This window comes from Williamsia sp. MIQD14 (genome assembly GCF_051025635.1).
Lineage (GTDB): Bacteria > Actinomycetota > Actinomycetes > Mycobacteriales > Mycobacteriaceae > Williamsia_A.
Window position 1 is genome coordinate 458,214 of record NZ_JBPFDG010000002.1, and the last position, 21,377, is coordinate 479,590.

15 protein-coding genes and 1 pseudogene are annotated in these 21,377 nt (G+C 70.2%); 9 read left to right on the forward strand and 7 right to left on the reverse strand.

Annotation, left to right across the window (positions count from 1 at the left end):
* Positions 1-30: 30 nt before the first annotated feature.
* From ACQ7HM_RS09725 to ACQ7HM_RS09735, 3 genes and pseudogenes are all read right to left on the reverse strand, one after another.
* Positions 31-384, reverse strand: a pseudogene (locus tag ACQ7HM_RS09725) (MlaD family protein); the annotation flags it as partial.
* Entirely contained in the window at positions 384-1,250 is an 867-nt protein-coding gene (locus ACQ7HM_RS09730; protein ID WP_434216052.1) for an ABC transporter permease, read from the reverse strand. The gene ACQ7HM_RS09730 and the pseudogene ACQ7HM_RS09725, both read right to left, overlap by 1 nt.
* Before the next feature lie 5 nt (positions 1,251-1,255).
* On the reverse strand, positions 1,256-2,095 hold the full coding sequence (locus tag ACQ7HM_RS09735) for an MlaE family ABC transporter permease (RefSeq protein WP_434216053.1): 840 nt from the start codon (positions 2,093-2,095) through the stop codon (positions 1,256-1,258).
* Positions 2,096-2,301: 206 nt separating this feature from the next.
* On the opposite strand from ACQ7HM_RS09735, the gene ACQ7HM_RS09740 reads away from it, so the two are divergent.
* From ACQ7HM_RS09740 to ACQ7HM_RS09750, 3 genes are all read left to right on the forward strand, one after another.
* A complete protein-coding gene (locus ACQ7HM_RS09740) occupies positions 2,302-3,540 on the forward strand; it encodes a CaiB/BaiF CoA transferase family protein (protein WP_434216054.1) in 1,239 nt (412 codons plus the stop codon).
* A gap of 121 nt (positions 3,541-3,661) precedes the next feature.
* On the forward strand, positions 3,662-4,261 hold the full coding sequence (locus ACQ7HM_RS09745) for a TetR/AcrR family transcriptional regulator (protein ID WP_434216400.1): 600 nt from the start codon (positions 3,662-3,664) through the stop codon (positions 4,259-4,261).
* Positions 4,262-4,514: 253 nt separating this feature from the next.
* The gene (locus ACQ7HM_RS09750) at positions 4,515-8,078 is read left to right on the forward strand and encodes an nSTAND1 domain-containing NTPase (RefSeq protein ID WP_434216055.1); all 3,564 of its coding nucleotides are present in this window, start codon (positions 4,515-4,517) and stop codon (positions 8,076-8,078) included.
* A 13-nt stretch (positions 8,079-8,091) separates the two neighbouring features.
* Here the strand turns inward: ACQ7HM_RS09750 and glpK (ACQ7HM_RS09755) are convergent, their stop codons facing one another.
* On the reverse strand, positions 8,092-9,609 hold the full coding sequence (glpK, locus tag ACQ7HM_RS09755) for a glycerol kinase GlpK (protein WP_434216056.1): 1,518 nt from the start codon (positions 9,607-9,609) through the stop codon (positions 8,092-8,094).
* Positions 9,606-10,394 carry an IclR family transcriptional regulator gene (locus ACQ7HM_RS09760; protein ID WP_434216057.1) on the reverse strand — a complete coding sequence of 263 codons (789 nt, stop codon included), beginning with the start codon at positions 10,392-10,394 and terminating at the stop codon, positions 9,606-9,608. Before ACQ7HM_RS09760 ends, glpK (ACQ7HM_RS09755) begins: the two co-directional genes overlap by 4 nt.
* Before the next feature lie 165 nt (positions 10,395-10,559).
* On the opposite strand from ACQ7HM_RS09760, the gene glpK (ACQ7HM_RS09765) reads away from it, so the two are divergent.
* The 6 genes from glpK (ACQ7HM_RS09765) (at position 10,560) to ACQ7HM_RS09790 (ending at position 19,106) form a co-directional block, all read left to right on the forward strand.
* Positions 10,560-12,074 carry a glycerol kinase GlpK gene (gene glpK / locus ACQ7HM_RS09765; RefSeq protein ID WP_434216058.1) on the forward strand — a complete coding sequence of 505 codons (1,515 nt, stop codon included), beginning with the start codon at positions 10,560-10,562 and terminating at the stop codon, positions 12,072-12,074.
* A 49-nt stretch (positions 12,075-12,123) separates the two neighbouring features.
* Positions 12,124-13,860: a glycerol-3-phosphate dehydrogenase/oxidase gene (locus tag ACQ7HM_RS09770; RefSeq protein ID WP_434216059.1), complete on the forward strand. Its 1,737-nt coding sequence runs from the start codon at positions 12,124-12,126 to the stop codon at positions 13,858-13,860.
* A 5-nt stretch (positions 13,861-13,865) separates the two neighbouring features.
* Positions 13,866-14,606 (forward strand): MIP/aquaporin family protein, encoded by a 741-nt coding sequence (locus ACQ7HM_RS09775; protein ID WP_434216401.1) that lies wholly within the window; start codon positions 13,866-13,868, stop codon positions 14,604-14,606.
* Between the two features lie 56 nt (positions 14,607-14,662).
* Positions 14,663-15,799 carry an NAD(P)/FAD-dependent oxidoreductase gene (locus tag ACQ7HM_RS09780; protein WP_434216060.1) on the forward strand — a complete coding sequence of 379 codons (1,137 nt, stop codon included), beginning with the start codon at positions 14,663-14,665 and terminating at the stop codon, positions 15,797-15,799.
* 141 nt (positions 15,800-15,940) lie between these two features.
* Positions 15,941-18,010, forward strand: coding sequence for an ArnT family glycosyltransferase (locus tag ACQ7HM_RS09785; RefSeq protein ID WP_434216061.1), 2,070 nt, complete (start codon positions 15,941-15,943; stop codon positions 18,008-18,010).
* Between the two features lie 166 nt (positions 18,011-18,176).
* Complete coding sequence (locus ACQ7HM_RS09790) at positions 18,177-19,106, forward strand: hypothetical protein (protein WP_434216062.1); 930 nt, start codon at positions 18,177-18,179, stop codon at positions 19,104-19,106.
* An 82-nt stretch (positions 19,107-19,188) separates the two neighbouring features.
* On the opposite strand, the gene purH is transcribed toward ACQ7HM_RS09790, so the two are convergent.
* Together purH and purN are read right to left on the reverse strand one after the other, a co-directional pair.
* Positions 19,189-20,751: a bifunctional phosphoribosylaminoimidazolecarboxamide formyltransferase/IMP cyclohydrolase gene (purH, locus tag ACQ7HM_RS09795; RefSeq protein WP_434216063.1), complete on the reverse strand. Its 1,563-nt coding sequence runs from the start codon at positions 20,749-20,751 to the stop codon at positions 19,189-19,191.
* On the reverse strand, positions 20,748-21,338 hold the full coding sequence (gene purN / locus ACQ7HM_RS09800; protein WP_434216064.1) for a phosphoribosylglycinamide formyltransferase: 591 nt from the start codon (positions 21,336-21,338) through the stop codon (positions 20,748-20,750). Before purN ends, purH begins: the two co-directional genes overlap by 4 nt.
* Between the last annotated feature and the right edge of the window lie 39 nt (positions 21,339-21,377).

Genomic DNA, 21,377 nt, shown 5'->3' on the forward strand with positions numbered 1-21,377 from the left:
CGCGGTCGACGCCGCCGCCTTCAGTTCGATCCCGGTGACGCCCAGCAGGTTCGACGGCGCGTAGGCGGCCGACACCCGGTCGGGGATCGACGACGCCTGGTCGGCGTCGATCGACATCGCGATCTCCTGACGACCGTCGGCGGCGACGGTCACCCCGTCGACCCGTCCCACGATCAGTCCCCGGTACTTCACGTCACCACCGGCGGCGAGCCCGTCACCGACCGAGTCCGCGACCGCCGACACCCGAACGGTGCTGTCGAAATCGCCGCGTGCGTAGAGCGTGAGCGGGATCGCGAGGACAAGCACGACGACGAGGGTCGCCACGCCGAGACCGAGGAGTGCCGTCCGCGAGGGCCCGCGCCCGGACGGGTCGTGATACGCCATCAGCCGGAGAACCTGAAGCCGACGTCGGAGCCGTAGAAGACGAGGGTGAGCAGCATGTCGAGGACCACGATCATGACGAAGCTGTTCTTGATCGCGCGGCCCGAGGCGACGCCGACGCCCTCGGGTCCACCGCTGGCGTAGAACCCCTGATAGCAGTGGATGAGGATGACCGCGACGACGAACACGACGGCCTTGATGACGGAGAACAGGATGTCGACGGGCACGAGGAACGCGTTGAAGTAGTGGTAGTAGGTGCCCGAGGACTGCCCGTTGACCGTGTTAACCACGAACGCGCACGACAGGTAGCTCAGGACTAGGGTGATGAGGAACAGCGGGATGATCGTGACGATCCCGGCGATCACGCGGGTGCTCACCACGAACGGGATGGGCCGGATGGCCTGCGCCTCGAGGGCCTCGATCTCCTCGGAGATGCGCATCGACCCGATCTCGGCGGTCATGCGACATCCCGCCTGCGCGGCGAACCCGATGGCCACCACGATCGGTCCGAGTTCGCGGGTGTTCACGTAGGCCGAGAGGAACCCCGTCAGCGGCCCGATGCCGAACAGTTTCAGGGTCGCGAACGACTCGATGCCGATCGACCCGCCCACCGACAGGCCCAGCACCACCAGCACCACGACCGAGCCGCCGCCGACGACGAGTCCGCCCGATCCCCACATGAGGTCCGACAGCACCGCGAGGGTCTGTCGGCGGTAGACGCGCAGGGCGTGCGGGATCGAGCGCATCACATCGAACACGAAGTACGCCTGGTGGCCGATGCGTTCGACGGCCGACACCGGGACCACCGCGGCACGGCCGAGATTCGTGGTCCATCGCCGCGACTTCGCGTACGTCTGCAACCCGACCATGTGCGTCAGCCCGCCTTCGTCGCCACGAACATCGTGACCAGCTGGGTGACGGCGAGGTTGAGCAGGAACGACGCCACCACACCGAGGACGACGGCGGCGTTGACGGCGTCGGCGACGCCGCGGGGTCCGCCACGCGCCTCGAGTCCGCGCTGACAGGCGATCGCGACCACCACGATGCCGAACAGGATCGACTTGGCGAGCGCGATGACGAGATCGCCGACCCCGGCGAACTGACCGAACCCGCCGAGGTAGCTGCCGGGCGACCCGCCCTGGAAAGACACGTTGATGAAGTAGCCGGCGGTGACGCCGACGAAGATGATCTCCATACACACCAGCGGCGCGACGAAGACGACCGCGAGCAGTCGCGGCGCGACCATCCGTCGCGCGGGGTCGATGCCCATGGTCCGCATCGCGTCGATCTCGTCGCGCACGGTGCGGGCACCGAGGTCGGCGGCGATGGCCGACCCGACGGCACCTCCGATGAGCAGCGCCGACGCGATGGGTGCCCCCTGCTGCAGGATGCCCAGCGCTCCGGCCGCACCGGCCAGCGAGGTGGCGCCGAGCTGCTGGGTGAGGCCGCCGACCTGCACCGAGAGGATGACGCCGAACGGTATGGCGACCAACACCGCCGGGATCCCCGCGACACCGGCGAAGAAGCTCGTCTGGGTCATGGTCTCGCGCCAGGGGTGTCGGAACGTCACCACGTCGCGGACCAGGTGCACGAATGCGGCGACGGTGAGCTCGATGAGGCGTCCCAGGGTCGCGACGGCATCGGCGCTCTTGTCGACCGCGCCGCCGAGGGACGAACGCAACGACGGCGTGGCCCGCACCTGCCCTGAGACCACGAACCCCCCTTGATTCTCGACGACGGCCGGCGTCCCACGACCGCCCCACAAAGTGATCGCTGACACTTTAGCCCAACGAAAGTGATTCATCGGACACTACACTGCCATCGAGCAATGGCAGAATCACGGCGGTTCACGCCTCCCGCCGCCGTCCCCTTCCTGAACCCGACGCGGAGGTCGCGGTGGCGATTCGTCACCCTTGACCCATGAGCACATCGGACACAGACCCCGTGGCGGCCGACCTCCCCGTCCCGACCGGCGCCCTCGACGGCATCCGGGTCCTGGAGCTCGGCACGCTGATCGCGGGCCCGTTCGGCGCCCGGCTGCTCGGCGACATGGGTGCCGACGTCATCAAGTTCGAGGCGCCGGGATCCCCGGATCCGTTGCGCGGGTGGGGACAGGCCGAACGCGACGGGCACCGTTTCCTGTGGACGGTGCACGCGCGCAACAAACGTGCGGTCACCCTCGACCTCCGCGACGAACGCGGCAGGGCGCTGTTCCTCGACATCGTGGCCACCGCGGACATCATCGTCGAGAACTTCCGACCCGGGACGCTGGAACGATTCGGACTCGGCTACGAGGTTCTGCGCGAACGCAACCGGGGCATCATCCTCGTCCGGGTCTCCGGATACGGACAGTCGGGACCCGATTCGGCGCGCACCGGCTACGCCTCGGTCGCCGAGGCGGTCAGCGGTCTGCGTCATCTCAACGGGTATCCGGGACAACGGCCGCCACGCCTGGCCCTGTCGCTCGGCGACACCCTCGCCGGGATGTTCGCCGTGCAGGGAGCGCTGGCCGCGCTGTACCACCGGACGGTCACCGGCGAGGGACAGGTCGTCGACTGTGCGCTCACCGAATCCTGCCTGGCCGTGCAGGAGTCGACGATCCCGGACTACCACATGGGTGGCGTGGTCCGCGGTCCGTCGGGTACCCGCCTCGACGGCATCGCGCCCTCGAACATCTATCCGAGCCTCGACGGCTCACTCGTGGTGATCGGTGCCAACCAGGACACCCTGTTCCGACGACTGTGCGCGGCGATGGGTCGCCCCGAACTCGCCGACGACGAGCGCTACGCGACCCACACCGCCCGCGGCGACAACCAGGACGAGCTCGACGCGGAGATCGAGGCGTGGACGTCGACCGTGCCGACCGACGAGCTCATCGAGACACTGACCGCCGCCGGGGTCGTGGTGGGTCCGATCAACACCGTCGCCGAGGTCGTCACCGATCCGCAGATGCTCGCGCGCGACATGATCGTCGACCACCACGACGAGCGGATCGGTGAGACCGTGCTCGGTCCCGGGGTCGTCCCGAAGCTGCTCGGGACCCCGGGATCGGTGCGCAGCGCCGGGCCGGCCACCCCGGGACATCACAACTCCGAGGTCTACGCCGATTTCCTCGACGCACAGCAGCTGGCCGAATTGCGTGCGGCGGGTGTGGTGTGACGGCGAGGTCACGGTGACGACACCCGACACCCCCTCGACCGACACGGGCGGTACCGGGACGAGCGGTGTCGACACGGGCGGGGCGGCGACCACACCCAAGGGTCGCCGCACCGAGCGCGCACTGCTCGACGCGGCGCGCATCGTCTTCGCCGAGAAGGGTTACCTGACGGCGAAGATCGCCGACATCGCCTCGGCCGCGGGGCGTTCGACCGGATCGTTCTACAACTACTACGACAGCAAGCAGCAGCTGCTCGAAGCCCTGCTCGGGGAGTTCGCGGCGCAGGTCCTCGACGAGACGCGCCGGAACCTGACGCCCGACCCGGGGGTGAACGTCGAGCTGGCCGTGCGGGCCTACTGGAGTTCCTACCGCGACTACCTGCCGGAGATGATCGGCGCGTTCCAGCTGTCGATGACCGATCCGCAGTTCGCCCAGTGGTGGCGCCACCGACGATCCGAGGGCATCCGGGCCGTCCTGGCCGTCTTCCGCTCCGCCGAGGCGACCGGGGTGCAGATCGGCTTGGACAAGCACCTGTTCGCCTCGGCGATCGTGTCGATGCTCGAATCCTTCTGTTGGACATGGTTCGTCACCGGTGGCGACGAGGATGTGGAGCGCGACGAGGAGAGCGCGATCATGACGCTCACCGAGATCTGGCGCCGTGGGCTGATCAGTCCGACCACGATCGGCCCGGCCGAGATCGACGCCGCGCCACCGAATCCGTAGCGACACAAACTATGTCGACGCGGTCGTCGCGCACGCGGCCGCCATTGGACAAAAGCCGTGGGTGTCCCCACAATGGCGGGCGGGGAACACGCGGTACCGGCCGATCGGCCGACCGTAGGAGACATCCCGGCGGTCGCGAGACCACCGGATCGAGGGGGGAACCTCGTGCACGTACACCACGGAGCTCAACCGTGCCCGGAATCGGACGCGAGGTCGTTCTCGACGACCCGTCCGGCCGCCGACGAGGTCGACCATGTCCTACGACGGGCGTGAGCGGGGCGGGTCGGACCTGCGCGAGGTCACGGTCCCGGTCGACACATCCCACGACGCCGCACCCGACACCACCGATGACATCAGCGTGGACGCCGTCGACGCACCCGGTGCGGACGCGGGCGCCGATTCCGGCCCCTACCGCAGCCTGACCCCGTACTCCGCCGAGGACGGCGACATCTTCTTCGGTCGCACCGACCTGTGGCGTCGGCTGCACGTCCGCGCGGTCCCCGGTGGCGGCATCGTCACCGTCGTCGGTCCATCCGGTGCGGGCAAGACCTCGTTGGTGCAGGCGGGACTCATCCCCGAGGTCCGCCGCAGCGGTCTGCGTCGCGGCGGCGAACGCGTCGCCGCGACCGTCACCACCATGACCCCGGGCGCCGCGCCGATGGCCGCGCTCGAGGGCGCACGCGGTGCCGCCGATCCCGGCGATCACCCCGACGCCACGGCGTGCCTTCTGGTCGTCGACCAGGCCGAGGAGCTCTTCACGCTGTGCGACCGGGCGACCCGTGCTGAATTCCTCACCGCGGTCGACCGTCTCGCGGGCGACGACCGTTTCGCGGTCGTCATCGTCCTGCGCGCCGACTTCTACGCGCGTGCCGTCGCCGAGCCGGTGCTCGTCGGCACCCTCGACGACCGCGCGGTCGTCGTGCGCACGATGAGCGACACCGAACTCCTCACCGCCGTCGCCTCGCCCGCCCGCGCCCGCGGCGTGTCGGTCGAGGCGGGTCTCGGCGACCGGATCGTCGCCGACCTCCGCTCCGTCGAGTCCGGCGCCCCGGCCCTCGTCGCGCTCGGGATGCTCATGGACCATCTGTGGCGCACCCGCGCCGACGACACCCTGACGCTCGCGGCCCTGCGTGCATCCGATCCCCTCGACTCCGTCGTGGAGGCCACCGCCGAACGCGCCTGGACCCGGCTCACCGAAGCCGACCGCCGCACGGCACGGCTGGTCCTCCTCGCGGCGCTGCGTGTCACCGCCGACGGCGACGTGGTCGCCGCCGATGTCGCACGGACCGATCTCCACACCCGGCTGGGCGGACATCGTCGGCTCGACGTCGTCATCGACCACCTGATCGGTGCGAACCTCGTCCGCGCGGTCGACGACCGCCTGCGGTTGACCCACGACTCCCTGCTCACCGTGTGGCCCCGCCTCGCCGACTGGGCCGCCCACCGACGTGCCGGTGCCCCGATCCGGGCCGCGGTGATCGCCGACGCATCCCGCTGGGACGCCGGCGGCCATCCCACCGATGAGCTCTACGACAGCGCGCGGTTGCAGTCCGCCGACCGCGCCGTCGAACCGGTCGACGTCCTCGGTGCGCCCGCCGACGCCTTCCTCGCCCGCTCCCGCGAACGCGCTGCGCTGCGCCGCTCCCGACGTCGCGTCCTGCTCGGGGTGCTGGTGTTCGTCGCCGTGGTCTCGCTCGTCGTCGCGATCACCTCGGTGATCCATGGCGGCGACACGACATCGCAACGCGACGCCGCCCGCACCGACGCCACCCTCGCGCGGATCGGCGCGACCGCCGCCGCCGACCCGACCGCGTCGGCGCGTCTCGCCCTGCAGGCCTACCGTTCGGCCCCCGGCGACCCCCGCGCCGAGTCGGCGTTGCTCGCCACCCAGTCGACCCCGCTGGCGCGACCGGTGACGGCGGTCCCGCCGTCGGTCGCGGTCGCCACCGGCGGATCCCCACGCTCGGACCGGGTGGCGCTCACCTCGGCCGACGGGACCGTACGGATCACCCGAACCGGCCGCGACGCGCCGGTGACCGCCACCGTCGACGACGCGACCGCCGCCCGCGGACCGCAGTCGGTGGCCCTCGACGCGGGGGCCACGCTGCTCGCCGCCGCCGGTGACGCCGGCACCGTGCGGCTGTGGCCCGTCGACGCCGCGGGTGCGATCGCCGGCGGACCCGTCGTGGTCGACGGCGGGCCCGTGCCGGTCGATTCGGTGATTTTCGCGCCGAACCGACCCTGGCTCGCCACCGTCGACGCCGCCGGCGCGGTACGCGTCGTCGACGTCGCCGATCCGCTCCGACCGGTCGCACTGTCGACACTCCCCGGCGCATCCGCGGCTCGTACCGCGGTGTTCGCACCGTCGGCGACACCCGACACGGCGCCGACGCTGGTGGTCGGATCGGCCGATCGCCGCGTCACGTCCTGGGATCTGTCCGATCCCCGCTCCCCGGTCGCCGGCGACACGCGACTGGTCCTCGACAACCCCGTCGCAGCGCTCGCGGTCGCCGCGGACGGCGGTACCCTCGCCGTCGCCGACACCGCGGGTTCGGTCACGCTGGCGACGCTGTCGGCGTCCGGACCGACCCGGGTCGGTCCCGGGCTCGGCCGTTCGGGCGCAGTCGATCCCGGCGTCGACGACACCGTCGTCGGGGTGTCGAGCCTGTCGTTCGCACCCACCGGACACCGGCTCGCGGTGACCTCGGCCGACGGGTCGACCCGCGTCTGGGACGTCACCCATGCCGCCGCGCCCCGGGTGCTGACCGGTGATCTCCGTTCGGAATCGACGACCATCTCGGCGGCACGGTTCACCGACGCCTCGACGCTGGTCACCACGGGCAGCGGTGTGCCGCAGGTGTGGTCGCTGCCCGCCGGTCAGCTCGACGGCGGTTTCGGCGGCGTCGCGACGCCGGCGTGCTCGACGGCGAAGGCCGCGTGTGTCACGTCGTTCGTCGACGGCCCGGTGCAGGTGTGGAACGCCGCCGATCCGTCGACTCCGCTGGGCGGGTTGGTCATCGACGCCCCCGATCACTTCGACGGTGCGTCGATGAGCCCCGACGGCCGGTGGATGATGACCGTCGACGCCGGACACCGCGCCCAGCTGTGGGACGTCGCGGGCGGCGCCCCGGTCGCGGTCGGTGCGCCGCTGACGCTCGGACCCCAGCCGGTGGGCACCATCCGGTTCGCCCCGACGTCGTCGATGCTGGCGATGAGTCTGCGCGGCAACACCTCCGTGGGCGTCTACGGCGTCGACCGTCGCGGGTTGACCCCGGTCGTCGATCTCGATCTCGGTGGGGCGCCGGTCGCCGCGGTGGCGTTCTCGGCCGATGGCGGGCAGATCGCGCTCGGCGGGTCGACCGGTGTCGTCCGCACCCGCCTCACCGCGTCGGGCACCGGTCAGGTCTCCGGGCGGCTGCTCCCGGGCGCACCGGTCACCGCTCTCGGATACGTGAACGACGAGGTGGTCGTCGGCGACAGCACCGGTGGCATCACCCGCTACCGGTCCGACACCGGCGGCCAGGTCGGCGCGCGGACCCCGCTGGGTCGGTGGTCGGTCACCTCGATCGCCGCTGTCGGCACCACGACGGCGACGGCGTCGGCCGACGGCACGGTGCACCGCATCGGCGCCGACGGCTCGGTGCGGCGGGTCGGCAATCTGTACGGAACCGCCGATCAGGGGCCGGCACGACTGACCGCGCTCGGCGACGAGACCGTTCTCGTCACCGGCGGCGGAGGCGCGCAACAGTTCTGGTCGCTGCGCACCGACGACGTCGCCGCGCAGGTCTGCCGTGCCACCGCATCGGTCGGGTGCTGACCGTCCCCGTCGCCTAGGCCGGTCGCCAGTTCGACGACAGCTCGACCGCGCGCGCCCACGTCGCGACCTGACGGTCCCGCTCGGCGGCGGGCATCTGCGGCGACCAGCGGGCGGCGGCCTGCCAGTTGCGGCGCAACTGCGCGGTGTCGGTCCAGAACCCGGCGGTGAGTCCGGCGCCGTAGGCCGCACCGAGGGCGACGGCTTCGGCCATCCGCGGTCGCACCACCGGCAGCCCGCAGATGTCGGCGATCATCTGCATCAGCAGGTTGTTGCCGGTCATCCCGCCGTCGACGACGAGTTCGGTGAGGCGGGTCGCGGCGTCGGCGGCGGCGAGGTCGTCGTTGACCGCCGCGATCATGGCCTGGGCCCCGAAGGCGTTGGTCTCCAACGCCGCCCGCGCGATGTGGCCGCGGGTGACGTAGGCGGTGAGTCCGACGATGAGTCCTCGACTGCCCGACACCCAGTGCGGGGCGTGCAGGCCGGAGAACGCGGGCACGATGTAGCAGCCGCCGTTGTCCTCGACGGTGCCCGCGAGGGTCTCGATGGCGGCGGCGGTCTCGATGAGCCCGAGGTTCTCCTTCAGCCACTCCACCAGGGCGCCCGCGGTCGGGTTCGAACCCTCGAGCGCGTAACACAGGGGCTCGCCGTCGATCTGGTAGGCGACGGTGGTGATGAGCCCGTTGCGTGACCGCACGAGTTCGGATCCGGTGTTGAACAGCAGGAACCCGCCGGTGCCCAGGGTGTACTTCGACTCGCCGCTCGCCAGCGCCGTCTGTCCCACGAGCGCCGACTGCTGGTCGCCGATCATCGCGGTGATCGCGACACCGGGCACCGGGTCGGCGGTGACGCCCACCGCGCTCAGCGAGGGACGGATGTCGGGAAGCATCTGTTCGGGGATGTCGAACGCGGCCAACAACTCCCGGTCCCACCGGCCGGTCTCGATGTTCATCAGCATGGTGCGTCCGGCGTTGGTGGGGTCGGTGACGTGCAGCCCGCCGTCGGGTCCACCGGTCAGGTTCCACACGAGCCAGGTGTCCATGGTGCCGAACAGGACGCGTCCCGCCCGGGCCCCCTCGCGCGCCCCGGGCACCGTGTCGAGCAGCCACCGCAGGCGCGGCGCGGACACGTAGTTGGACAGCGGTGCGCCGCTGCGTCGGTGGAGATCGTCGGCATCGCCGTGGGCGCGGAGTTCTTCGACGAGATCGGAGGTGCGGGTGTCCTCCCACACGATGGCCCGGTGCAGGGGGATCCCGGTCTCACGGTCCCAGATCACCGTCGTCTCACGCTGATTGGTGATCCCCAGACCCACGATCTGGTCGGTCGTCGCGCCCGCCGATCGAAGAGCCTCGGGGATCAGCAGCCGCACCAGCGACCAGATCTCCGACGCGTCGTGTTCGACCCAGCCCGGCCGGGGGAAGTACTGGCGGTGACGGCGTTGGGCCACCGACACCAGCACGCCCCCGCGGTCGTAGACGATGCATCGGGTCGACGTGGTCCCCTGGTCGATCGCGGCGACGTAGTGGGTGCTCACCGGGTCCCCCTGCCGGGCGCGACGCCGTGGCCCAGTTCTCGGGAGATCGACCGTGCCGCGGCGATCACGTTGTCCACGACCGCCGTTCGCGGCGCCTCGCCACGGCCGCAGATGTCGTCGACCCCGCCCATCACGCCCACGGCGGCCATGACCGTGCCCCCGGCGTCGCGGATCGGGGCGGCCACCGCGGCCTGATCGTGCACGAGGTCACCCACCGCGACCGCCCACCCGGTGTCGCGGACGCGTGCGAGTTCGGCGACGAGGACCGCCGGATCGACGATCGTGCGCTGGGTGTGGGCCATCAGGTCCTCCCGCAGCACCGCCCGCGCGAGGTGGGCGTCGTAAGCGAGGTGCACGCGCCCCAGCGCCCCGGCGTGGGCGGGCACCATCGACCCGGTCATCAGCGGTCGGGCACCGGCTCCGCGGGTGGCGAGCACATCGTGCACCACCTGCACGGCGCCGTCACGCACCACCGTCACCTGTGTGGCCATCGTCGTCCGTGACGCCAGCGCGTCGGTCCAGTTGAGGGCACGCGACCGGATCTCGTTGACGTCCCACACGTCGCGGCGCGGGCCGAACGGATCGTCGGCCAGCCGATATCGGCCGCTGCGTTCGTCCTGGTCGAGCACCCCGCCGGCCACCAGCGTGCGCACGAGGCCGTGGGCGGTGGATTTCACGACGCCGACCGCGGCGGCGATCTCGGCGAGTGTCATCGGTTCGTCGCGGGCGGCGAGCAGATGCATCACCGCGGTGGCGCGTTCGACCGACTGGATGAGACCCGGCACCTCGCCGACGCTACCCGCCGCCGAACGCAGCCGAAGGCGTTCGACAATGCCGAACGCGATCACTCGTCACAGTCGAAACAGATGCATACCGTCGATGTCACGGTGAGATCCAGATCACCGGTCTCGACTTTCCCCCACAGCGTTGTGACTCACGGAAAAGGACCCATGACCAGCTACGTAGGCGCCATCGACCAGGGTACGACCAGTACCCGCTTCATGATCTTCGATCACTCCGGCGCCGAGGTCGCGCGCCACCAGCTCGAGCACGAACAGGTGATGCCGCAGGCCGGCTGGGTCGAACACGATCCGATCGAGATCTGGGAGCGCACCTCGTCGGTGCTGCAGAACGGGTTGCGCAAGAAGAATCTCAAGGCCGGTGACCTCGCCGCACTGGGCATCACCAACCAGCGCGAGACCACCGTCGTCTGGAACAAGAACACCGGTCGGCCCTACTACAACGCCATCGTCTGGCAGGACACCCGCACCGACAAGATCGCCTCGGCACTCGAGAAGTCGGGAGCGGGCGACATCATCCGCGAGAAGGCGGGCATCCCGCCGGCCACGTACTTCGCCGCGGGCAAAGCGCAGTGGATCCTCGAGAACGTCGACGGTGTGCGGGCCGATGCCGAGGCGGGCGACGCGCTGTTCGGCACCATCGACACCTGGGTGATCTGGAACCTGACCGGCGGCGTCGACGGCGGCGTGCACGTCACCGACGTCACCAACGCCAGCCGCACCATGCTCATGAACCTCGAGACCCTCGACTGGGACGACGAGCTCATCGCCCTGTTCGACATCCCGAAGGCGATGCTCCCGACGATCGTCGCGTCGTCGCCGACCGAGCCCTACGGGCACACGACCCGCACCGGTCCGCTGGCCGGTGAGGTCCCCATCGCCAGCGCGCTCGGCGACCAGCAGGCCGCCATGGTCGGCCAGGTCTGCTTCTCGCCCGGACAGGCCAAGAACACCTACGGCACCGGAAACTTCCTGCTGCTCAACACCGGCGAGAAGCTGGTGCGGTCCAAGAACGGTCTGCTGACCACCGTCTGCTACCAGTTCGGTGACCAGGCGCCGGTGTATGCGCTGGAGGGCTCGATCGCCGTCACCGGTTCGGCCGTGCAGTGGCTGCGCGATCAGCTGGGCATCATCTCCGGTGCGGCGCAGAGCGAGTCGCTGGCCCGCGAGGTCCCCGACAACGGCGGCGTCTACTTCGTCCCCGCGTTCTCCGGACTGTTCGCGCCCTACTGGCGGTCGGATGCCCGCGGCGCGATCGTCGGCCTGTCCCGCTTCAACAACAATGCCCACATCGCCCGCGCCACCCTGGAATCCATCTGCTACCAGAGCCGCGACGTCGCCGACGCGATGGAGAAGGACTCCGGGGTCAAGCTGGAGGTGCTGCGCGTCGACGGCGGTGTCACCGCCAATTCGCTGTGCATGCAGATCCAGTCCGACGTGCTCGGCATCCCGGTGAGCCGACCGGTGGTCGCCGAGACCACGGCGCTCGGTGCCGCCTACGCGGCCGGGCTGTCGGTCGGGTTCTGGAAGAACACCTCCGAGCTCGAGACGCACTGGAAAGAGGACTCCCGCTGGGAGCCGCACTGGACCGACGACGAGCGTGCCGACTACTACGGGCGCTGGCAAAAGGCCGTGACCCGCACCCTCGACTGGGTCGACGTGTGATCCACACCGACGGCCGGCAGTCACATCTGATCACCAGGAGAACACCCGCATGACCCTGCAACCCATTGCCCTCAATCCCGAATCCCGCCGTGCCGCACTGGCATCGATGGCCGCGACGGAACTCGACGTCCTCGTCATCGGCGGTGGTGTCGTCGGTGGCGGTGCCGCCCTCGACGCCGCGACCCGCGGTCTGCGCGTCGGCCTCGTGGAGGCCATCGACTACGGCGCCGGCACCTCGAGCCGCAGCTCGAAGCTGTTCCACGGCGGCCTGCGCTACCTCAAGCAGCTCAACTTCTCGCTCGTCTTCGAGGCGCTGCGTGAGCGGAAGCTGATGCTCAACACCGTCGCACCGCATCTCGTGCGTCCGGTCGAGTTCATCTTCCCGCTCGTCACGCCGGTCTACGACCGCGCGTACGCCGGTGCCGGCATCGGCTTCTACGATCTGCTCGGTGCGGGACGCGGTGTGCCCCATCACCTCCGGCACATCGGCAAGAAGAGGACGTTCTCGATCTTCCCCGGCGCCAAGCGCGGCACCATCCGCGGTGGCGTGCTGTTCTACGAGGGCCAGGTCGACGACGCGCGGCACACGATGATGCTGTCGCGCACCGCGGCAAGCTACGGCGCCCTGTGCGCGTCGAGTGCCCGCGTCACCAGCTACCTCCGCGAGGGCGACCGGGTCGTCGGCGCTCGCATCGAGGACCTCGAATCCGGAGAGCAGGTGGAGGTCCGCGCCAAGCACGTGGTCAACGCGGCGGGTGTGTGGACCGACGAACTGCAGGAGATGGTCGGCGGCGCGAGCAAGCTGCGCGTGAAGGCGTCGAAGGGCGTCCACATCGTGGTCCCCCGCGACCGCATCGACTCCGCCGTCGGCCTCATCACCGAGACCGAGAAGAGCCTGCTGTTCGTCATCCCGTGTCCGTGGAGCGACGACTTCTGGATCATCGGCACCACCGACACCGAGTGGAACCTCGATCTCGCGCATCCCGCCGCGAGCAGCGCCGATCTCGACTACATCCTGGCCGAGGTCAACGTGATGTTGGAGAAGCCACTGGTGCGCGACGACATCGTCGGCGTCTACGCGGGGCTGCGCCCGCTGCTGGCCGGCGAGTCCGACCAGACCAGCAAGCTCTCGCGGGAGCACGCCGTGGTTCCGGCCGCGCCGGGTCTCACCGTGATCGCGGGCGGCAAGTACACCACGTACCGCGTGATGGCGGCCGACGCCATCGACGCCGCGGTCGAGGGCCTTCGCGGGGTCGAGCCGTCGCGGACCGATCGGGTGGCGCTCGTCGGTGCCGACGGGTACGACGACCTCTGGGAGGCGCGGGTGCGTCTGGCCAACGAGCACGATCTGCCCGTCGCCACCATCGAGCACCTCCTGCACCGCTACGGCAGCGCGATCTCGGAGATCTTCGCGATCATCGACGCCGAGCCCGAGCTGGCCCGCCCGGTCGCCGCGAGCGACAACCGCTACCTGGCCGCCGAGATCCGTTACGCGGTCACCCATGAGGGTGCACTGCACCTCGTCGACATCCTGGCCCGACGTACACGGATGTCGATTGAGACCAAGGATCGCGGCACCGGCGCGGCGGTCGAGGTCGCCGACATCGTCGCCGGCCCGCTGGGCTGGGACGACGCGCAGCGTGCTCGCGAGATCGAGAACTACCGCGCACGCGTCGCGGCCGAGATCGAGTCGCAGCGTCAACCTGATGACGCGACCGCCGACGCCGCCCGCATGGGTGCACCCGGGGTGCGTGGATCGGCCTCCGTCGCGGACGTGTCTGCGTGAGCACCGTGAGCGACGGCCAGATCTGGCTGTGGGAGATCATCGGCACCGCGGTGCTGATCCTCCTCGGTGCCGGCGTCGTCGCGGGAAACAACCTGGTGAAGTCGGGCTTCCACAACAGCGGTGGCCTGTTCATCAACTTCGGCTGGGGCCTGGCGGTGTTCGCCGGCGCCTCCATCGCGTGGCAGTCCGGCGCCCACCTCAACCCGGCGGTCACCCTCGGGTTGGCGATCGCCGACAAGACACCGTGGTCGCAGGTGCCGATTTACATCTGCGCGCAGATGATCGGCGCGTTCATCGGGGCCATGCTCTGTTATCTGGCCTACAAGAAGAACTTCGACGCCGATCCACACCCGGAGAACACCCGTGGCATCTTCTGCACGGGGCCGCAGGTGAAGAACTACTTCTGGAACACCGTCACCGAGGTGATCGGCACCTTCGTGCTGGTCTTCTGGATCCTGCGGTCGCCCGCGATCTCGCAGAACGGGGGCACCCTCGATCTGGGCAACTCCGGACTCGGTTACGCCGGAGTCGCTTTCGTGGTGCTCGTCATCGGTAACAGCCTGGGTGGTCCCACCGGTTACGCGATCAACCCGGCGCGCGATCTCGCGCCGCGTATCGCCTACGCCCTCATGCCCATCAAGGGCAAGGGCAGCCTCGAGTGGAATTACGCATGGGTCCCGGTCGTCGGCCCGATCATCGGTGGCGCGCTCGCCGGTGGGTTGTTCCTGCTCACCCAGAACGTCTGAGGGCACCGCCGGCGACGACGGCGCACCGCACGACACATCCACCCGCTCCGAGCACAATGGGGCGGGTGGATGTGGATGTGATCGTCGTCGGTGCGGGCATTGCCGGTGTCTCGGTGGCCTACGAACTGTCCGGTGACCGTTCGGTGCTCGTGCTGGAGCAGGAGGCCACCCCGGCGTTCCATTCCACCGGCCGGTCGGCGGCGCTGTTCCTGGAGTCCTACGGCAACAGGCCCATCCGGGCACTGACCACCGGCAGCCGCAGTGCGCTGGTCGACCCGCCCGACTGTTTCGACCGTCCCCTGATGACGCCGCGTCCGATGCTGCAGTTCGCGCGACCGGGTCGCGGCGACGCCGTGCGCGAGATGTTCGCCTCCGTTCGCACGCTCGCCCCCGCAGTCGAACTGCTCGATCCCGCCGACGCCGTCGCACTGTTCCCCGCGCTGCGTGCCGAGGCCGTCGAGGTCGCCCTGCACGAGCCGGGGTCGATGGAGATCGATGTCCACGCCGTACACCAGGGTTTCCTGCGTGGCCTACGACAGCGCGGCGGCGAGGTCCGTACATCGTCGGCGGTGACGTCGATGTCGCGCACGGGTGGTGCCTGGGAGGTGACGACCACGTCGGGCGACGTCCATCGCGCACCCGAGGTGGTCAACGCCGCCGGCGCATGGGCCGATGCGCTCGCCGCGATCGCCGGTGCACGCCCGATCGGACTGAGTCCACGGCGTCGCACCGTGTTCATGATCGCCCGCCCTGCCGATCTCGCCGGGGAGACGACCCCGACGATCAGTGACATCGACGAGGCCTTCTATCTCAAACCCGAAGGTGCACAACTGCTCTGCTCCCCCGCCGACGAGACCCCGGTGGACCCCCACGACGCGCGCCCCGACGAACTGGAGATCGCCCGCGCGCTCGACGCCATCGCCGAGTGCACCACGCTCGACGCGCGGCACGTGCGCTCCTCCTGGGCCGGACTGCGCTCGTTCGTGGCCGATCGCACCCCGGTCGTCGGGCCCGACCCGGACGTGGCCGGACTGCACTGGTGCGCCGGACAGGGCGGATACGGCATACAGACCTGCGCGGCGATGGCGCGGGTGACCGCGGCCGCCGTCCGTGGCGACGCCGTCCCGGCCGACCTGGCCGCGCTCGGGGTGTCGTTCGACGATCTGTCGCCCTCGCGGGCCGCGCTGCGCTGAGACCTCCCGCGAGGCCGGACGCCCGCACCAGCGACAGGGGTCCGGGCGCATTGCCGGAATGGTCCCTCTCCGGGGCGTTCTGACAGCTCTTTCACAGGGAACCGATATCCGATTGTCAGGGCGGCCGACCAGCGTGCAGTCGTGACCACCGACATCGCGCCCCCCGAGGCCCAGCCCCCGGGCGCCGAGCACACAGACACCCGCCCGTCGACCGCGCCGCCCGCCCTGCCACCCGCGCGACCCCGCGATCGCCTCGCCGTGGGCGTGCTGTTGCTCGCCACCGCGGTGTTCTACCTGTGGAACATCACCGTCAACGGCAGCGCCAACGTGTTCTACGCGGGAGCGGCGTGGGCGGGCTCGCGCAACTGGGAGGCCCTGCTGTTCGGGTCGGTCGACCCGTCGAACTTCATCACCGTCGACAAACCGCCGGTCTCCCAGTGGGTGATGGGGTTGTCGGGGCAGATCTTCGGCTACTCGAGCGCGAGCATGCTGATCCCCGAGGCACTCATGGGCGTCGCGTCGGTGGCGTTGATGTACGCCGCGGGTACCCGGATCGCCGGTCGCCCAGCCGGTCTCGTCGCCGGGGCCGCGCTCGCCGTCACCCCCGTCGCAGCCATGATGTTCCGATTCAACAACCCCGACGCGGCGATGGTGCTGCTGATGACCGCGGGCGCGTACTGCGCCATCCGGGCCACTGCCGTCGCCTCGGCCCGCTGGCTCGCCCTCGCCGGTGTTGCGATCGGCTTCGCATTCCTGGCGAAGATGCTCGAAGGCCTGATGGTCGTCCCCGCACTGGGGCTGGTCTACCTCGTCGCCGCGCCCACCGGGATCGGTCGGCGCATCCGCGATCTGCTGATCGCCGCGGCCGCGATGGTCGTCTCGGCGGGCTGGTACGTACTGCTCACCCTGCTGTGGCCCGCGTCGTCGCGGCCCTACCTGGCGGGGTCGACCGACAACAACTTCATGAACCTGGTGCTCGGCTACAACGGTCTCGCGCGTATCGAGGGCAAACAGGGCGGCGGAGCGGGTCGATCCATCGCCGACTCGCCGCTGGCGACCGAGTTGATGGAGCGGGTGCGCAGCCGGGCCGGATCGCGTGGCGGCGGTTCGATGTTCGCCGACGGCCCCGGGATCACCCGTCTGTTCACCGGGGAGTTCGGGATCGAGATCTCCTGGCTGCTCCCCGCCGCGCTCGTCGCCCTCGTCGCGGTGATCGCCCTGCGCGGACGGCTCCCCCGCACCGACATTGTGCGCGCCGGCGCCATCGCCTTCGGAGCGTGGCTCGTCGTCGACGGGATCGTCCTGTCGTACATGAAGTCCAACCCGCACCCGTACTACTCACTCGCGATCGCTCCGCCGATCGCCGGTCTCGTGGGTATCGGCGTCGTGGAGTGTTGGCGGCAACGGCACCGCGTGACCGGCGTGGTGGGTCTCGCGGCGATCGTGGGCGCAGCCGGGGTATGGGGATTCGTCCTCATGCAGCGTCAGTCGAGTTGGCTGCCCGGCGTCGCCTGGACCGCACTGGCCGCGACCGTCGTCGCGGTGGTCGCGATCCTGGTGCTCGGTTTGCGTGGCGACCGACGCCTGTGGGGGCGTCGTGCGCTGATCGGTGTCGCCGCCGTTGCGGTGTTCGCAGCGCTGGCCGCACCCGCGGCCTACGCCGCCGAGGTCGTCGCGACACCGCACACCGGCGGCGGCCCGTCGGTGAGCCCGGCGTCGGAGGACCACCCGTCGAAGGGCGGAGGCGGTTTTGGCTCGTTCTTCGGTGGCGGGGGCGAGAAGTCGGCCGCGCTGACGTCGCTGCTCGATGCCACCACCTCCCGGTGGTCGGCGGCGGTGAGCCGCTCCTCGGCCGCTGCGCAGATCGAACTCGACACCCGCACACCGGTGATGGCGATCGGTGGGTTCTCCGACGACCCCGCGCCCACACTCGGGCAGTTCGAGCAGTACGTGCGCAACGGCGACGTCACGTACTACCTGCTGTCGTCGTCGAGCGGCGGTCGGTCGGGGCGCGGTTCGACCTCGAGCCAGGCGGCCCTCGGGAGCAGCCTCGGCCTGACGGCGCGCGAGACCTCGCAGGCGCAGGAACTGTTCTCCCGCTACACCTCCGGTTCGGTCACCGGCCAGATCCAACAGTGGGTCCAGGCGCACTACCGGGCGAAGAAGGTGGGCGGCTACGAGGTCTACGACCTCCGCCACTCCACCACCTGACCGCATTCGCGCTCCACTTCTCGAGTCGCGATCCGCTTGTAGGTGGAGCGTGGCTCGAAAGGTGGAGCGCGAGCGTCCGATCCACAGATCGAAGCCCGTGCACAGGCGCGATCCGACAGGCCCGCCGTGCGCACGCGCACCGATCGTCGGCTGGTGTGATGTGGCGATGCGAGACCTGACGCCCGACCCGAGTGGGCTCATCCGACGCCGCGACGCCATCGCCGCCGGTGTGGTCGACGATTGGTCACTCGCCGCGGCCACGCGCGACGGTGACCTCGACCGGCTCTACCGCGGGGTGTACGCCCCGTCGATGAGCGACAGTGGGCATGCCGACCTCGACCACCGATACCGGTCACGGGTGCGCGCGGCGGTGTCGATGGGTGAACCCGGCAAGGTGGTCAGTCATCACTCGGCCGCGGCGCTGCACCGTATGCCCACCCTCGGCCGCACCGACGACCTCCATTTCACCGTGAACCGCCGATCGGGTGGACGTCGTCAACAGCGTGCGTTCGTGCTGCATGCGACGCCGTGGGAGTCCGACGAGGTCACGATCGTCGACGGGATCGCGGTCACGTCGATGGCGCGCACCGCCGTCGATGTCGCGCGATCGGGCACGTTCGTCCAGGCCGTCACCGTCCTCGACGGCGCGCTGCGACGGGGGGTTGCGCACCAGCAACTGCTCTCGGTGTCCGATCGCGGGCGGCGCCGTGTCGGCAGTCCGGTGGCCCGACGGGCACTGGCGATGGCCGACTGCAGATCCGAGAGTGTCGGCGAATCGTTGAGTCGAGCGCTGATGCGCGGGTTCACCGACGTGCCGGTGCCCGATCTGCAGGTGGACCACGTGATCGGTTCCGACGGACGGGTCGCTCGGGTCGACTTCGCCTGGGGCGGGATCCTGGTCGGCGAGTTCGACGGTCGAACCAAGTACGGCCGCGAGGGTGACTCCGCCGACGACGTGTGGCGGGAGAAGGTCCGCGAGGACGCCCTGCGCGATCTCGGCCTCGTCATGATCCGGTGGACCTGGGACGACCTGATGCACCCCGAACGGTTCCGGGCGTTGCTGCTCCGCGGCCTACGACGGGCCGGACTCGTCTGACATCACGCCAGGCGCTCCACCAGTCGAGTCACGCTCCGCCTACAAGTGGAGCGCCGCTCGGCAAGTGGAGCGCGAAGCCCGATCAGTGGGCGAAGTGGCGTGATCCGGTGAGGTAGAGGGTGATGCCGGCCTCGGTGGCGGCGTCGATGACCTCGTTGTCGCGGATGGATCCGCCCGGCTGCACGATCGCCCGGACGCCGGCGGCGGTCAGCACCTGTAGGCCGTCGGGGAACGGGAAGAACGCATCGGACGCACCGACGCTGCCCGCCGCCCGGTCGCCGGCGCGCTGGACGGCGAGGTGCGCCGAGTCGACGCGGTTGACCTGCCCCATGCCGACGCCGACCGACGCACCGTCAGAGGCGAGCAGGATGGCATTGCTCTTCACCGAACGGCATGCGCGCCAGGCGAACTGCAGATCGGCGAGGGTGGCGGCGTCGGCGGGTTCGCCGGTCGCGAGCTGCCAGTTCTGCGGGTCGTCGCCGTCGGCGTCGACGATGTCGCGCTGCTGCACGAGCAGTCCGCCGGAGATGGGACGCAGTTCGTTTCCCGCGCGCTCCGGCGGCGTCGCCAGCAGGATGCGGATGTTCTTCTTGCGGGTCAGCACGCCGAGGGCACCGTCGTCGAAACCGGGTGCCACGAGGACCTCGGTGAAGATCTCGGCGATCTGCTCGGCCATCGCGACGCTCACCGAGGTGTTGGTCGCGATGACGCCGCCGTAGGCGCTCACCGGATCACACTCGTGGGCCTTGCGATGCGCCTCAGCGATGTCGCCGTTCTCGCCGGCGACGGCGATGCCACAGGGGTTGGCGTGCTTGATGATCGCGACGGCGGGACGATCGAAGTCGTGTGCGGCACGCCAGGCGGCGTCGGCGTCGGTGTAGTTGTTGTAGCTCATCTCCTTGCCGTGCAGCTGCTCGGCGCGGGCGAGCCCACCCGTGCCGGTGCCGTCGACGTAGAGGGCCGCGGACTGATGCGGGTTCTCGCCGTAGCGCAGCGGCGCCGAGAGCGTCCAGGCGCGACCGGTCCACGCCGGCGCAGCATCCCCGGCGAGCTGCGCGGCCAGCCACCCGGCCACCGCGACGTCGTATTCCGCGGTGTGCGCGAACGCCTTCGCGGCCAGTGCGGTCCGTTCGGCGAGGGTGAAGCCACCGTCGCCGACCGCCGCGATCACCTGTGCGTAGTCGTCGGGGTCGACGACCACGGCCACCGACGGATGGTTCTTCGCCGCACCGCGCACCATGGACGGACCACCGATGTCGATCTGCTCGACACATTCGTCGAACCCGGCGCCGGAGGCGACGGTCGCCGAGAACGGGTACAGGTTGCCGACGACGAGGTCGAACGGCGCGATCTCGAGCTCGGCGAGCTGGTCGCGGTGCGACTGCTTGCGCGAGTCGGCGAGGATCCCCGCGTGCACCCGCGGGTGCAGGGTCTTCACGCGGCCGTCGAGGCATTCCGGGAACCCGGTGAGGTCGGACACCTCGAGCACCGGGACGCCCTCGGCGGCAATGGTCTTCGCCGTCGAACCGGTGGACACGATCTCCACCCCCGCGCCGTGCAGCGCGGCGGCGAGGTCGGCGAGACCGGCCTTGTCGTACACGCTGATCAGCGCGCGACGGATGGGGATGCGGGGGCCTTCACTCACGAGAAACGGACCTTTCGTCCTTCGGACACAACAGTTCTGGTCACAAATGCGGCAATGACCTGCACCAGCAGGACACGTTCGACGGTCTTGATGCGATCGTGGAGGGAGAACTCGTCGTCTCGGTCGTCGATCATCACCGGCGCCTGCGCGAGGATGGGGCCGGTGTCGACGCCGTCGTCGACGAGATGCACCGTCGCGCCGGTCACCTTCACGCCGTGCGCCAGCGCATCACGCACGGCATGGGCCCCGGGGAACGACGGCAGCAGCGCCGGATGGGAGTTGATGATCCGTCCGCCGAAACGGTCCAGGAACGCTGCACCGAGGATCTTCATGAAACCCGCGGTGACGACGACGTCGGCACCGAGCTCGGCGACGGTGTCGGTGAGCGCGGCGTCCCACGCTGTGCGGTCGGTGTGATCGGCGACGACACAGCGCCGCAGTTCGATTCCCGCGGCACCGGCGAGCTCGGCGGCGCGGCAGTCACGGTCGACGACGACACCGGTGATCCGCGCGGGAAAGCTCGGGGCGGCGGTGGCGTCGATGATCGCCGCCAGCAACGACCCCGTACCCGATGCCAGCACGACCACCGCGGGGCGGTCGTCGGGTGACGTGGCGTTCAGGGTCGA